Origin of the sequence: Nocardia yamanashiensis NBRC 100130 (genome assembly GCF_001613325.1) — a bacterium.
In the GTDB taxonomy this organism is placed as follows: domain Bacteria; phylum Actinomycetota; class Actinomycetes; order Mycobacteriales; family Mycobacteriaceae; genus Nocardia; species Nocardia yamanashiensis.
Map to the genome: position 1 here is coordinate 118579 of NZ_BDCD01000018.1, position 12892 is coordinate 131470.

The 12892-nt window shown below is 68.4% G+C and carries 13 protein-coding genes; 4 read left to right on the forward strand and 9 right to left on the reverse strand.

From position 1 onward, the window contains the following. Nucleotides 1-43 precede the first annotated feature (43 nt). The 3 genes from NY1_RS20725 to NY1_RS20735 all read right to left on the reverse strand — a co-directional run bounded on the left by NY1_RS20725 (nucleotide 44) and on the right by NY1_RS20735 (nucleotide 2968). On the reverse strand, nucleotides 44-754 hold the full coding sequence (locus tag NY1_RS20725) for a GAF and ANTAR domain-containing protein (RefSeq protein WP_067716243.1): 711 nt from the start codon (nucleotides 752-754) through the stop codon (nucleotides 44-46). Between the two features lie 115 nt (nucleotides 755-869). Further along, nucleotides 870-1556: a GAF and ANTAR domain-containing protein gene (locus tag NY1_RS20730; protein ID WP_067715858.1), complete on the reverse strand. Its 687-nt coding sequence runs from the start codon at nucleotides 1554-1556 to the stop codon at nucleotides 870-872. 125 nt (nucleotides 1557-1681) lie between these two features. Beyond that, on the reverse strand, nucleotides 1682-2968 hold the full coding sequence (locus tag NY1_RS20735) for a YhgE/Pip domain-containing protein (RefSeq protein WP_067715861.1): 1287 nt from the start codon (nucleotides 2966-2968) through the stop codon (nucleotides 1682-1684). 78 nt (nucleotides 2969-3046) lie between these two features. Between NY1_RS20735 and NY1_RS20740 the strand changes: the two genes are divergently transcribed. After that, nucleotides 3047-3655 (forward strand): TetR/AcrR family transcriptional regulator, encoded by a 609-nt coding sequence (locus tag NY1_RS20740; RefSeq protein ID WP_067715863.1) that lies wholly within the window; start codon nucleotides 3047-3049, stop codon nucleotides 3653-3655. A gap of 103 nt (nucleotides 3656-3758) precedes the next feature. Further along, entirely contained in the window at nucleotides 3759-4388 is a 630-nt protein-coding gene (locus NY1_RS20745) for a TetR/AcrR family transcriptional regulator (RefSeq protein WP_067716246.1), read from the forward strand. On the opposite strand, the gene NY1_RS20750 is transcribed toward NY1_RS20745, so the two are convergent. Continuing rightward, nucleotides 4385-6472, reverse strand: coding sequence for a prolyl oligopeptidase family serine peptidase (locus tag NY1_RS20750; protein WP_067716248.1), 2088 nt, complete (start codon nucleotides 6470-6472; stop codon nucleotides 4385-4387). The two genes, NY1_RS20745 and NY1_RS20750, sit on opposite strands and share 4 nt — an antisense overlap. A 152-nt stretch (nucleotides 6473-6624) precedes the next feature. Between NY1_RS20750 and NY1_RS20755 the strand changes: the two genes are divergently transcribed. Then, complete coding sequence (locus tag NY1_RS20755) at nucleotides 6625-7473, forward strand: DUF4132 domain-containing protein (protein ID WP_084535163.1); 849 nt, start codon at nucleotides 6625-6627, stop codon at nucleotides 7471-7473. On the opposite strand, the gene NY1_RS20760 is transcribed toward NY1_RS20755, so the two are convergent. The 4 genes from NY1_RS20760 to NY1_RS20775 all read right to left on the reverse strand — a co-directional run bounded on the left by NY1_RS20760 (nucleotide 7407) and on the right by NY1_RS20775 (nucleotide 11586). Then, on the reverse strand, nucleotides 7407-8864 hold the full coding sequence (locus NY1_RS20760) for an FAD-binding protein (RefSeq protein ID WP_067715868.1): 1458 nt from the start codon (nucleotides 8862-8864) through the stop codon (nucleotides 7407-7409). The genes NY1_RS20755 and NY1_RS20760 overlap by 67 nt on opposite strands. Beyond that, a complete protein-coding gene (locus NY1_RS20765; protein WP_067715871.1) occupies nucleotides 8861-9352 on the reverse strand; it encodes a VOC family protein in 492 nt (163 codons plus the stop codon). Before NY1_RS20765 ends, NY1_RS20760 begins: the two co-directional genes overlap by 4 nt. Before the next feature lie 141 nt (nucleotides 9353-9493). Then, nucleotides 9494-10150 carry a VC0807 family protein gene (locus NY1_RS20770; protein ID WP_067715874.1) on the reverse strand — a complete coding sequence of 219 codons (657 nt, stop codon included), beginning with the start codon at nucleotides 10148-10150 and terminating at the stop codon, nucleotides 9494-9496. A 104-nt stretch (nucleotides 10151-10254) separates the two neighbouring features. Further along, entirely contained in the window at nucleotides 10255-11586 is a 1332-nt protein-coding gene (locus NY1_RS20775; RefSeq protein ID WP_067715877.1) for an MFS transporter, read from the reverse strand. Nucleotides 11587-11745: 159 nt separating this feature from the next. On the opposite strand from NY1_RS20775, the gene NY1_RS20780 reads away from it, so the two are divergent. After that, the gene (locus NY1_RS20780; protein WP_067716251.1) at nucleotides 11746-12372 is read left to right on the forward strand and encodes a TetR/AcrR family transcriptional regulator; all 627 of its coding nucleotides are present in this window, start codon (nucleotides 11746-11748) and stop codon (nucleotides 12370-12372) included. A 3-nt stretch (nucleotides 12373-12375) separates the two neighbouring features. On the opposite strand, the gene NY1_RS20785 is transcribed toward NY1_RS20780, so the two are convergent. After that, nucleotides 12376-12858: a DUF3237 domain-containing protein gene (locus NY1_RS20785; protein ID WP_067715880.1), complete on the reverse strand. Its 483-nt coding sequence runs from the start codon at nucleotides 12856-12858 to the stop codon at nucleotides 12376-12378. Nucleotides 12859-12892: the final 34 nt, after the last annotated feature.

Here is a 12892-nt window from a genome sequence, read left to right on the forward strand (position 1 = left end):
TCCGTCGATCGCCCAGGCTACCGGACCGGGCGCAGCAGGCGGGTCAGATCCGCAGTCCCAGTTCGACGATGCCCTGCGCCACGGCGCGCACCGTGACCCGGTTGCGCCGGGCGTGCGAGCGGATCAGCTCGAAGGCGAGGTCGGGTGTGGTGTGATTGGCGTGCGCGATAACGCCTTTCGCCTGTTCGACCACGATCCGGCTGGAGAGCGCATGTTGCAACTGGTCGGTCACCTCACGATGCCGCTGCACCAGATTGGCGGTGACGATGTGACCGGTCGCCATCCCCGCGAGCAGCGCCGCGATGGACAGATCCTGCCCGGTCCAGGCCCGCCCGGCGCGCGAATACAGGCTCAGCACACCGGCTTCGGTATCGTCCACCCGCAGCGGCACCGACGCGACCGACGAGATCCGGTGCCGCCGCGCCAGACTGGTGAATTCCGGCCACATATCGTCGTAGCCGCCGATGTCGATGACGGTGACCGGCGCCCCGCAGGCGAATGCCACCGCCCCGGGCCCGCGTGCGCTGTCGCGCTGGCAGACTTCGAGTTCCAGCAGATCGGCCGGCCGCGCGGCGAAGAGTTCCGACCGCCCGGGACACAATTGCTCGGCGAGCGCCACCGTCGCGCCCGCCGGTTCCAGCACATCGATCACGCTGCGCAGCAACTCGTCCAGGATCCGCGGCAGTTCGTGCGCCGCCGGTAGCAGCCGCGCGAATCTCGCCAATACCGCCACCAGCAACTCACTGTCGGACACGCCATCACCCCGCATCGGCGAACCCCAGGGGGCGTCCGCCACGAAAGTCCACTGTGCCGCACTAACCGTCAGGTCATGTTATGCCCCGGCAACCCTTCCGGCGGCGCGGTTGCGCTCATTCCGGTTCGATCCGGACCTCCCGGTCCACTACCCGCCGCGCCACCTGCACCAGCGAAAGCCCGTGCGTGAAGGCGTATCCGCGCAGCCGCGCGTAGGCGTCGGCGATATCGATCCCCAATTGCGCGCTGGTCATCCCCGCCGCCTGATGGATCCACCGGCTGGCCGGCGGCTGCGCCCACTGCCGCGCCCCTTCCCCCGATGCCAGCACCAGGCTCGCCGTCACCAGATCGGCGACGTGCAGCGCCCCGGACATGAACCGCGGTCCGGGCCGCCCGGCCCGATCCCGGTACAGATCCACCGCGCCGAGCCGAATCGTGCCCAGCCGCAACGGCACCGCCAGCATCGACCCGTGCAAGGGGGCATCGGCCAGCGCTTCGGCGAATCCGGGCCAGCGTTCGCAGTCCTCGGCGAGGCCGACCACCAGCACCGGCGTCCCGTGCGCCACCGCCGACACCGCCGGTCCCTCCCCCGCTGTCGCCTGCGCGCTCTCCACCCGATCCGCGAATTCGTCACTGGCACACCACGGTTGCATGCCCGCGTCGCGTTCCTCCAGCACGATGGCGGCGGCCCGCACCGGCAGCACCCGCACGCAGGCCGCGCACACCGCGCCCAGCCCGCCGCCGGCATCCCGCACCGCCCGCAGGAACTGCCCGGTCAGCTGGTCGAACTGTGACGTTCCCATCGCACGTACCGCCCCGCCCTCATCGCCTCGCGATGTGTTATTCGGTGCCCGGCCCAGTATCGGCGTCACAGCTCGGCAACGAACAGTGCCGAAAGTCCCTGCGAGCAGCTGTATTTCAGATGTCGCTAGGCCGATCCGGCCGGAGCGGCCCGGTGCGGCACCCCGAGCCGGTACAGCCCACGCAGGTCATAGGTGTGGGTGGCGATCGCGCCCAGCAGGACCCCGAGGCCCAGACCCAGGATGGTCATCCAGATCCCGGTGCCGAGCCCCGCTTCCAGATGCCCGTCGAAGAACAGGATGGCGCGAACCGCCAGATAGATCTGGTGCATGGGTTCGAAGTGGGACAGGAACGCGATGTAGCGCGGCGTCGCCTCGACCGGAATGGTGCCCGAGGACGAGGGCAGGCCGAGGATGACGAACACGATCATATTGACGATCAACCCCAGCGTTCCGAACGCGGCCAGTACCGACAGCCCGGTGACCGATACGGCCGCGATGGCCAGGGCGCCGTAGAGGTACAGCGGCAGCGCGTGATCGATGGGCATGTCCAGCAGGGTGGCGATGCCGAGGAACACGCCCGAGATGATCGGCGCGGTCACCACCGCGATCCCCCATTTCGCCAGCAGCGTCCGCCAGCGGCTGATGGCAATCGGCTCGGTCAGGTGCTTGTACCAGGGGCCGTATTCGGCGGGCAGGTAACCGAGGGTGTTGTCGACCATCGAGTGGATGATGAGCGCCGCGCTGAAGCCGGAGAACAGCAGGATGAGCGTGTAGAAGAAAGCCGACAGACCCTGCCCGGTGCCTTCGGGCAGCGGCCGGTACGGGCTGATGGTCACGTCGATGGGCTTGGCGAGTTGCAGCCGCGCCGCGCCGCTGAGCTCGGCGCCGGGCAGCTTGGCCTTGACCTGATCGGTGAGCTGGGTGCCGACGGTGGCATTGACCTGAGCCAGTGCCCGGTCGCCGACCCGGGTCACGATCTGCGAGGCGTAGGTGCCCGCGCGCGGATTGGTGTGCACGCTGATGGCCGGCCGCTCCACATCGCCGGGCACCACCGAGGCCGCCGCCAGGATGGACAGTCGTTTGGAGAAGTCGCTGGGGATGACGATGGCGCCGTAGATCTCGCCGTTCTGCAGTTCCCGGTGCATCTCGTTGATGCCGATGAGCCGCAGGTCGATCTTGTCGGCGGGCACCTTCGAGGTCAGCGCCTCGGAGATCTGATCGCCGATATTCACGGCCTTGCCGTCGACGACGTCCCCGTCGTCCTGATTGACCAGCGCGACCGGGAAGTCGTGCAGGTTCTTCTCCGGATCGGAGGTGTAACCGAGGTACATGACGCCCATGAGCGCGGCCAGCAAGGTGACCACGAGCATCGGGCCGATCCAGCCGCGCAGCGGCACACTGTTTTTCGTCATAGCATTCGCAAATGTAGGCAGTGACTACAAAGTAGTCAACGCCAACATCCCGAGTGTGTCCGATATCCTGCTCTCACCATGTCCATCAAGCACCGAGCCGTGGAGCGGGTCCGCTCCTACCATCACGGGGATCTGCGGGCCGAACTGCTGCGCCGCGCCGAGGCCACGCTGCGCCGCGCCGGGGTCGACGGTCTGTCGCTGCGCCAGCTCGCCCGCGATACCGGCGTCAGCCACGCCGCGCCCAGCCGGCACTTCCGGGACAAGCAGGCGCTGCTGGACGAACTGGTGGTGTCGGGTTTCGACCGGCTGCGCGACGCCTTCGAAGAGGCCGCGGCCACCGAGACCTTCCTGGATCGCCTGCATGGGATGGCCCGCGCCTACCTGCGGTTCGCCATGGACAATCCGGAACTGCTCGCGCTCATGTTCGCCCGCAAGAGCAGACCGGTGCCGGCCATCGAACAGGCCGCCAGCCGCGCGTTCCTGGTGCCGATCACCATGGTCACCGAGGCGCAGCAGCTCGGCGAGGTGGTGCCGGGCGATCCGCGCCGCATCTGCCTGTCCGCGGTGGCGGCGCTGCAGGGCCTGGCCTCCATCGTGGGATCGGGTCTGGTCGCGGCGAGCGAGGCGGACGAGATCTTCGAGGAGACGGTGACCCACATGCGCGACGGGTTGCGGCCGCGAAACTGAACGGCCCCCGGACCCGATACCTTGGTGTGCGTGATGTGCGAGGGCAGACAGTGACGATCGTGGGCGGCGCCTCCCGGCCCGGTGGGCGAGCCGAGGGGGCGTGGTGACCGTCGAGGGCCGCCTGTACGGCGGTCGCGCCGTCACCGAACGCAAAGCCGAACGGCGGCAACGTTTCCTCGACGCCGCCATCGCCATCTTCGGCGAACGCGGGTACGCCGACTGCTCGCTGGCCGATGTGTGCGCCGCCGCGGGGCTGTCCAAGCGGCAGTTCTACGAGGAGTTCGACACCCGCGAGGACGTGCTCATCGCGGCCTACGACCATATTCAGGATCAGGCCGCGGCCGCGCTGGCCGCCGCCCTGCGTGATTCCGGGCCCACCCCCGATCCGGTCGTGACGGTGACGCGCGCGCTGTCCGGTTACCTCGGTTCGGTCGGCGCCGATCCGTATCGGGCCAAGGTCGCCTTCGTCGAGGTGGTCGGGGTCAGCGAGCGCATGGAACAGCATCGGCGCGCGCGGCGGCATTCGTGGATCGCCATCATCCTGCTGGCGCTGGAACCGCTGGCCGGTCCCGGCGCGCGGATTCGCGGCAATCCCGAGCTCGCCGGTAGCGCCCTGATCGGCGCGATCAACGGTCTCGCCCATGAATGGCTGCTGTCGGAACCCCGGCCGCCGGTGTCGGAACTGGTGGAACTGCTGGTCCCGGTGGCGGTTTCGCTGATCGTCCAGTCCTAGTTCATGAGTTGCCGTTGCAGGTAGGTGTATTCGAGGGCGGCGGTGCGGGCGCGTTCGTCGATATTCGAGCCCGCGGCGTGACCGCCCTGGGTGGCCTCGTAGAACAGGTACGGGTCACCCAGCTCGGCTAGTCGGGCCGCGAATTTGCGGGCGTGCTGCGGGCCGACCCGGTCGTCCTTGGTGGAGGTCCAGATGAACGGTTCCGGATACTTCACGTCGGCTTTCAGGCGCGCGTACGGCGAAATGGATGCCAGGAAGGCGCGTTCGGCGGGGTTCGCGACGCTGCCGTATTCGCCGGTCCAGGACGCGCCCGCCGCGATGCGCTCGTAGCGGAGCATGTCGAGCAGCGGGATCTGGATGTCGACGGCGTTCCAGAGTTCCGGGTGCTGGGTGAATTCCACGCCCATGAGCAGGCCGCCATTGGAACCGCCCTGGATGCCGAGGTGCCGGGGCGTGGTGATGCCGCGGGCGATGAGATCGTCGGCGACGGCGGTGAAATCATCGAAGGCCCGCTGGCGGTTGGTTTTCAGCGCGGCCTCGTGCCAGGCAGGACCGTACTCGCCGCCGCCCCGGATATTGGCGATGACATAGACGCCGCCGCGCTCCAGCCAGAGTTTGCCCAGCAGGCCGTTGTAGGTGGGCGTGGATACCAGTCCGAAACCGCCGTAGGCGTACAGGATGGCCGGGTTGGTACCGTCGAATTTCAGGTCGGCGGACCGCACCACGAAGTAGGGCACCGAGGTGCCGTCGGGCGAGGTCGTTTTGAGCTGCTCGACCACGAAGCGCGACGAATCGAACCGTGCGGGTGCGGTTTTCACCGGTTGCGCCTGCGCGGTGGCGGCATCCAGGGACCAGAGGGCGGCGGGGACGACCGGTGAACTCACCGCGAGGTACGCGGTATTGCCGAGCCGGTCGGCGGTCACCGGGCTCACGGTCGCATTGTCCGGGAGCACGACCGGTCGCGCCGTCCAGCCGCCGTTCGCTTCCGGGGTGTAGACGGTGGCGCGGCCGCGCACGTCGAAAAGCGAAGTGACGACGGCGTAGTCGCGGGTGGTGAGCACCTTGCGCACGGTCTCCTGCGGGCCCGGCGCGTACACCAGGGTGGGGCGCGGCCGCGCCGGGTCGCCGGTGAGATCGTCGGCGTCGAGGGAGACCAGCGCACCGGAGCGGAAGGGGGCGCCGTCCACGGTCCAGTCCTGACGCAGGGCCACCAGCACCCGGTCGGCGACCATGCCTTTCACGTCGGACTTCGCCGGCAGGGCCAGGGGAATCGCGCGTCCCGACCGCAGCAGGTGGAATTCCGACTCGTTGGAATTCATTTCGCGGACAACCAGATTCACCCGGCGACCGGCCCCGTCGGTCAAGGCCAGCGGAGCGGTGCCGCCGCCGTCGGCGCTGTCGCCGCGCGCGACTTCGACCGCCTGGTCCAGCGGTTGCCCACGCTGCCAGCGCTTGACGATGTAGGCGTAGCCCGAGGTGGTCTTCGCACCCGGCTCCCATTCCCGCGCGACCAGCAGCGTGTCGGAATTCTCCCAGGCCACGGACTGCTTGCCGCGCCCCAGTTCGAATCCGCCCGGCACGAATTTCCCAGCTGCGCGGTCGAATTCGCGCACGGTGACGGCGTCCTCACCGCCCTCGGACAACCACACCAGACAGCGCGAGCCCCGCACGGGATCGCAGTCGATGCCCTCCCACACCCAGTTCTTGCCCTCCGCGGCGCCCAGCGCGTCCAGATCCAGCACGGTCTTCCACTGCGGTTGCGCCGCTTGATAATCCGCCGCCGACGCCTCCCGGTAGATACCGCGCGGATGTGCACCGTCCTGCCAGAAGTTCCCGATCATCCCGTCTTGGAACTCGGGCATCGGCAACCGGTCCGGCGCGCTCCCCTGCGCCACCGCCTCGGCCAGATTGCCCCCGTACCGCGAATCCTGCTCCAGCACACCGAGCGTGCGCGCGTTCTCCTTCGCCACCCACTCTTGCACCCTGGGACTGTCCAGTTCCTCCAGCCATTGGAACGGGTCCCCGGCGGCATTCGACCCGCCACACGCCGCCGTCACCATCACCCCGGCGACCCAAACCCGCAACCCTCGACCGATCCCCTGCCCGGCCCGACCCATGACGCCCCCGTCCGATGATCATGCGGCTCTCCACGCTGCCGAGAACACTACCTCGGGGGTCCGACGAATTTGTCGGTGCCGGAAGGCAAGATCATGGGCATGCCCCCTGGTGACGTGCGATGAAGTCCGAACCAGCGCGACGCCTCGAAACAGCCATGGTGACCGGCCGGCGCTGGCGCCCCACCGCGTTCCACACCCTCGTCCTGAACGATCCCAACCTCGCCGCACTCGCCCGAGAACTGGTGTGGGCAACCTTCACCGATACGAACACGACGGACGAATCCGCCGAGGGCGCGGCCTGGGCGGCAGCAGCCGCCGGCACGAATGCAACCGCGGCGAGCACCGGAGCGACGGTCCGGACAACTGCAGCGAGGCCGGGCGGTACGCCTCGGACGAATGCCGCGAATTCCGACATTGTCGTGGCGGCCGGGAGCTTCCGGGTGGAGGACGGATCAGGCGAACTTGTGGACGTGCGCGCCGAGTGCTTCGAGCTTCGGGAGGATGCGCTGGTGGGTGTGGCACACCCATTGCACCTCGGTGAGTCGCTACGCCGGTGGCGGCGGGTTTTCGGTGGGCTCGGCGTGCGGCAGCCGTTCGAGCAGCTGCATCGCGAGGTCCACCGGTTCACCGCGGCGGAGGCCAAGGCGGATCGGTTGCGCCGCTTCGAGAATCGGCGGATACCGACCGGGCGGCTGTACACCATGCAGCGGCAGGGCTGGGAGCTCGGGCATGACGCGATCTCGCTACCGGTCGGGGTGCGGCGGCGGGTGCGGGTCGGGCTCGATCCGGGGATTCGGGGCGGTTACCGGTACGAGGCGGAGGAGCAGCGGATCGTGGCGGTGACCATCGAAGGCGGTGAGTTCGGTGCGCTCGACGCGGTCACCGCCTCCGAATTGCTGCGTCAGCTGGCGCGGCCCGCGGCATTGGCGCCCGCGCGGCGGCCGAAGAACGACCCCGCACCGAGCTGAGTGCCGCTGGCATAGCCCTTGCCGTCCTGGGCCAGGGTGGCCGCGGTGGCGCCGGCCGCGTACAGGCCGGGAATGGGGGAACCGTTGTCCCGCAGCACTTCTCCGTCAGCGGAGGTGCGCAGGCCGCCCAGGGTGAAGCCGGCGTAGAGCGCCTTGCCGAGGGTGAGGTCGAACGCTCCCCACGGGCCGCGGTCCTGCGGCTCCAGCCATTCCGCGCCCTTGTGGAAGTCCGGGTCCTCGCCGCGCGCCGCATGCTCGTTGTAGCTGTCCAGGGTGGATTTCAGAGCCGCATAAGGGATTCCGAGCCCCTCCGCCATTTCCTCCACGGTCTCCCAGCCGTCGATGAACGGCGCCAGCGGAAACGCCGGCCGTTCCATATGCTCGGAGTCGACGATGAGATACGCTGCCGCACCGGGCTGTTCGAGCACGAAGGCCGAGGTCCGGGAGTGGTAGGAATCCTCGGCGACGAAACGCTCGCCATTGCGGTTCACCACGATTCCGGTGAGCAGCCGTGAGGGGGGATACACCGGCGCGGTCACGAACGCCTGATCCATATTGCGGGTGTCCGCGCCCGCCGACACGCCCAGCCGGATGCCCATGCCGTCGTCGTAGGTGGTGCCGAGCACGAACGGCTTCTCGCTCAGCCACGGCACATTGGCGGCCACCATCTCGGCGTTCATGACGAACCCACCGGCCGCCAGCACCACCGATTTCGCCCGCACCGCACCGGTTTCGCCGGGCTTGCGCCAGGCCACGCCGACCACCGCGCCGTCGGGATCGGTGACCAGGTTGGTCACGCCGGTCTCGTAGCGGATCTCGACGCCGAGCGCCGCCGCCCGCTTGACCAGCAGTTCGATCACCATGGCCGCGCCCTGGGTCTCGCCGGGCACCGGCACCTTGTGCCCGCGCGGCGCGGGCACCGCCTGGTCGCGATACGGCCAGACCTTCTCGTTGCCGGTGTACATCAACCCTTCGGTGCCGGGCTGGATCACCGCTTTCTCGGGGAAGTAGCTGCGTTCGAACTCGAAGCCGAGGCCCTCCAGCCAGTCGAAATGCTCGACGCTGCCGTCGCAGTAGGCGCGGATCTTCTCCGGTTCCGGATCACGCGACACCGCCATCAGGTATCGGTACATCTCGTCCGCGGAATCCGCCTGGCCCGTGGCTTTTTGGACCGCAGTGCCGCCGCCGAGATAGAAATGCCCGCCAGCCAGCGCGGTGGTGCCACCGGCCACCGCGGCGCGTTCCAGCACCAGTACCCGGGCGCCGCGCGCCGCCGCTTCCACCGCGGCGCAACCGCCCGCGATCCCGAATCCGGCCACCACCACGTCGAATTCGTCGCCCCACTCGGCGATGGACTCCGCGGCAAGGACTTCCGGCAGCTGTGTGCTCACAACGCACCCTTCTTGATCTGTTCGAAGAACATTCGCATATTGCTGCCGATCTCGGCCAGCTCGAGATACGGCATGCCCGCCGCCGCGCCGTCGAGGTAGGCGAAGCGCATCTGCCCGCCCATATCGCCCTGCTGCAGCACCTCGAGGCCCTGTGCCGCAGCCGTTTTCAGGGCGGCGTCGAAGTCCTCGGGTTCCACGCACACGTGATGCAGGCCGGGCCCACCGCGCTCCAGGAATTCGCTGTAGATGGAGGCCCCGCACACCGGCTGGATCAATTCGAGCTGCGTGTCACCGCTGTAGGCCAGCGAGATGTGCGCGGTGAAGTCGGCGGGCGCACCGCGATAGACGCAGTTCGCGGGCGCGAAATGCACGTCCGGCATCCGCGTCCATTTGCCCGCGCCCAGGGTCGCGGTCAGGAATTCCTCGCCGCGCGCTATATCCGTGACCACCCAGGCGATCTGGGTGACGGGCCCTTCGGCCACCTTCATCGTTGCTCCGCTCGCCGAACCATCACCCGCAGTTAATCACATTCGCTTAATTCGTCAAGCCCGCGTGCCGGACAGCGGCCGGACCGGCGCATACGACGGCGGCCCGGTCCATGCAGGACCGGGCCGCTGGGACTCGTGCGCTCACGCCAGGGTGCTGCGCATCGACTTGGCGGTGCGGATGGTGACGACCGTCAGCACCGTGACCGTGCCCGCCATCAGGACGGTGGACAGCCAGGCCATGGTCGAGATCGGGAGCTGGTAGGCCAGCACGACCCGCACCGCGGCCTCGGCGATCAGGCCGACCGCCCACATCACCGACAGCCTGGTGTGGGTGCGGCGGACCATCGCATTGCTCTCGTAATCCCGCTGGATCTGCGCGGCCCGCGCGGTGCCGGCCAGCGCCTTGCGCACCGCGTGGTAGGTGAGCGGCTTGCCGAGCAGGGTCGCGATCAGGAAGGCCGTGCCCACCGCCGCGGTGCCGAACGAATCCCGCACGATGATCAGCCGGGCGTCACCGCTGATCAGCGAGGCGACCAGGCCGATCGCGAAGCCGCCCAGCACGATTCCCGCGAACAGATCGAAGCTGCGGGCCCGCACCACCCCGGCCACGACGATGATCGCCGACACCACCGCGCCGGCCAGCAGCGCCACGAAATCCGAGTAGCCGAGCGCGTGCAGGGCGTAGTAGGCGGCCATCGGCACCAGCACGTCGCGGGCGATCGGCGCCAGCATCTTGGACATTTCCGGGCGCTGCCGCTCGGCCGGCGCGGTGGTCACGGTGGTTTCGGTGGCGGTCATCTCGGCTGCTCCCCTGTAATCGGCTGCTGCTTACAGGAATTGAATCTACGAGCGCCGCTGTCCGCGCAGATCTGCCAACCATCACCACTCCGGCATGACAGTTGTCATGCCTGCGCGGCGGACTCCAGCGAGACGCCCTTGGTCTCCGGCGCACCCCAGATACAGATGCCGAGGCCGACCGCGGTGAGCGCGGCGGCGGCCAGGAAGGTCGGGCCCATCCCGTAGTGCGTCAGCGACCACGGCAGCAGATAGGTGCCCAGCGCCGCGCCCACCCGGCTGATGGAGGTGGCGAAACCGACCGCGGTGGCGCGAATGTGGGTGGGGAACAATTCGTTCGGATACGTCCAGTCCAGCACGTTCGGGCCGCCGCAGAAGAACGCGTACAGGCACAGCATGGTGAAGGCGAGGACGGCGGGCATGCTCGGCCAGATGCCGATGAACAGCACCGGCAGGATCATCAGGCCGAAACACCAGATGATGACGGGGCGGCGGCCGACGGTGTCGATGAGCCGCATGGCGGGCAGGCAGCCGATCAGGAAGACCGAGCTGATCAGGGCGGTGCCGAGGGTGTCCATCCAAGTGCCGGAAGGCATTCCGAAGGCGGCCAGGATCTCCGGGCCGAAGGTGAGCATGGCGAACAGCACCGCGACCTGACACAGGAAGAAGCCGCAGCAGAAGACGGTGCGCTTGCGGTATTCGGGGGCGAACAGTTCGCGGATGGAGCCGTGATTGTCCGGGGTCTCACCGGTTTCCAGCATGTCGCGCGGGGCCACCTCGACGTGCAGGAACCGTTTCACCATGGCGGCCGATTCGGCGGCGCGCCCGTGTTGCGCGAGCCAGCGCGGGGATTCCTTGGCCGAGCCCTGGCGGACCATCAGGAAGAAGGCGCACAGCACCGCCGAACTCGCCAGCTGCCAGCGCCAGCTGCCATTGCCGCCGAAGGTCAGGAACAGGTAGCCGACCACGTAGGCGAGAACCGAACCCGCATACCAGGCCACGATCTGGAAGCCGAGCAGCCTGCCGCGCATTTTGAGCGGGAGCCATTCGCCCAGCAATGAAGTGGCGATCGGATAGTCGGCGGCCACCGCCATGCCGAGCACGAAACGCAGCACCACGATGAGCCAGGTGCTCTCGACCCAGAACGACAGGATCGAGCAGAGCGCCATGACCACCAGGTCGGCGGTGTACATGACTTCGCGGCCGATCTTGTCGGTGATCACGCCGAACAGGGCGCCGCCGACGAACATGCCGATAAGCGCTGCGGCGCCGATCAATTGGACTTCGCCGGTGCTCAGGTCCAGTTCGGGTTTCATGCCGATGAGCGCGGTGCCGACAATGCTCAGGATGTAGCCGTCCAGCAGTGGGCCGCCGGAGCAGGCGACCGCCAGCCGCTTGTGGAAGGCCGTGAACGGCGCGTCGTCGATTACCGTGCTCATCTCGCCCTCCTAGCCCCCGACCCCGGACTCGCGAATATGCAGCAAACGTGGCGAACCTACCCGGAGCGGCCGGTGGGCGATGGCCCTGACACGCCGCCGCCGGATTTCGATGAGCACTCGCAACCCCCGGACCGCGCCGACTGGCATACGATCGACCGTATGGATGCAGCACAGGAGTCCGGGGATCGCCGCCTGCTCCGAGGCGCGCGCTCCCGCAAGGCGGTTACCCGGCGCGCGGTGGATATCGCCTCGTCGGAGGGGCTGTACGGGCTCAGCTTCGGGCGGCTCGCCGAGGAATTGAGCATCAGCAAGGCCGGCATCCAGACGTTGTTCCGGACCAAGGAGCAATTGCAGCTGGCGACGGTCGAAGAGGCGCGCGTGGTGTTCGTCGATACCGTCATCCGGCCCGCGCTGGCGTCCGCCGCCGGCGGGGATCGGCTGCGGGCGCTGCTCGACAATTGGATCGACTACGCCGCCACGCCTTTGTTCCCCGGCGGCTGTTTCTGGTCGGCCAATCTCGCCGAGTTCGACAGCCGGCCCGGGCCGGTGCGCGATGCATTGCGCGAAACCCGGCAGCAGTGGCTGGATCTGCTGGCGACGCAGTTGATGCGGGCGGTGAACAACGGCGAGATCGCGCCGCTGGACCCGGATCTGGTGGCATTCCAGATCGATGCCGTGCTGAATGCCACCAATATCGCACTGCGCCTGGGCGATCCGGACAGCGTGGGCCGGGTGCGCCGACTGCTCGACGGCCTGCTCACGCCGTCCGGCGTGGCGCGGGGGTGAGGGTCAGAGCACCTCGGAAACGCGGTACGCCACGCCGCCTTCGATCAGATAGCCCTTGCCGATGGCCTGGATGCCGTTGAGCCAGGCGTAGTTTCGCGATCCGGTCTCGAACAGCGGGGCGATGCGGAAGTAGTACCGTGACGGGTCCACCAGGTGCCGGATGGCGGCGAGATCGTCGCGGGCTTCCTCCGGGACCATCCAGCGGCCGCCGTAGCTCACGTAGATGAGGTCGCCCTCCTCGGTGCGCAAGGTCAGCCGGACGTCGATGTCGATACCGCCGTCCGCGCGGTACAGCACCCAATCCCCGCCGCCCGGAACGACTTCCCCGCGTAGCTTGGGGCCTTCGAACGTGCCGCCCGCCGCGCGGTACAGGACCCGCTTCCCGATCGGACCGGCACCGAACTTCACCGGTTCTTCCAAATCGATCGCCACGTCGTAGAGCAGCCGAGTCTCGAGTTCCCCGACGTCCTTGATGCGCGCGTCCATGTTCGTCTCCCTTCGAACCGCCGGCAATCGCCGA

Excerpts from the sequence above, each read along its gene's own strand:
- NY1_RS20730 (WP_067715858.1), bottom strand. The coding sequence starts at position 1,556 with ATGGGAACGTCACAGTTCGACCAGCTGACCGGGCAGTTCCTGCGGGCG.
- NY1_RS20735 (WP_067715861.1), bottom strand. The coding sequence starts at position 2,968 with ATGACGAAAAACAGTGTGCCGCTGCGCGGCTGGATCGGCCCGATGCTC.
- NY1_RS20740 (WP_067715863.1), top strand. The coding sequence starts at position 3,047 with ATGTCCATCAAGCACCGAGCCGTGGAGCGGGTCCGCTCCTACCATCAC.
- NY1_RS20755 (WP_084535163.1), top strand. The coding sequence starts at position 6,625 with ATGAAGTCCGAACCAGCGCGACGCCTCGAAACAGCCATGGTGACCGGC.
- NY1_RS20765 (WP_067715871.1), bottom strand. The coding sequence starts at position 9,352 with ATGAAGGTGGCCGAAGGGCCCGTCACCCAGATCGCCTGGGTGGTCACG.
- NY1_RS20770 (WP_067715874.1), bottom strand. The coding sequence starts at position 10,150 with ATGACCGCCACCGAAACCACCGTGACCACCGCGCCGGCCGAGCGGCAG.
- NY1_RS20775 (WP_067715877.1), bottom strand. The coding sequence starts at position 11,586 with ATGAGCACGGTAATCGACGACGCGCCGTTCACGGCCTTCCACAAGCGG.
- NY1_RS20780 (WP_067716251.1), top strand. The coding sequence starts at position 11,746 with ATGGATGCAGCACAGGAGTCCGGGGATCGCCGCCTGCTCCGAGGCGCG.
- NY1_RS20785 (WP_067715880.1), bottom strand. The coding sequence starts at position 12,858 with ATGGACGCGCGCATCAAGGACGTCGGGGAACTCGAGACTCGGCTGCTC.